Annotated in this window: 1 protein-coding gene; it reads left to right on the forward strand. The window is 35.4% G+C overall.

Features of this window, described 5'->3' with window-relative positions; genetic code table 11:
• A partial coding sequence (locus AC1DND_RS29270; protein ID WP_477586535.1) for a putative glycolipid-binding domain-containing protein occupies positions 1 to 439 on the forward strand: 439 nt, incomplete at its 5' end.
• Between the last annotated feature and the right edge of the window lie 81 nt (positions 440 to 520).

Consider the following 520-nt stretch of genomic DNA (forward strand, 5'->3'; position numbering starts at 1 on the left):
GGTTAATAACCAGGCGACTAAAATCTTATATAAAATTCTTACGGATACGTTGTGGGAAACCTATTTCGTTGAAATAAATGTCATATTGGGCGGAAATGAAAAAACACTTCTTCTAGAAAAGAAAGGTGATCATTGGCTGGTCAACAATAAGATTGATCATCGATTTGATGGTTGTGTCGATATTGATATTTCATTAACACCTTTTACCAATACATTGCCGATAAGAAGGTTGGTTTTTATTGGGCAATTGAGCAATAGGATCGAGGTGATATACATAGACATTATTGCTGATCTGATAATACCTGTAAGGCAGTATTATACTAAAATATCAAATTCGGTATACCTGTATGAAAACGAAAAATCGACATTTAAGGCCGAGCTAAAAACCGATCCGTATGGATTGGTAATTGAATACCCGAAACTATTCCGCGAAAAATAGCACCCGTTTATTCTGGTCGTTTAAATTCATTTCGGGCTCCTTCTTGATTTCAATCTCTGCATGGATAATCAGCAGTAAGAT

It is taken from the genome of Pedobacter sp. 01N416, assembly GCF_056399685.1.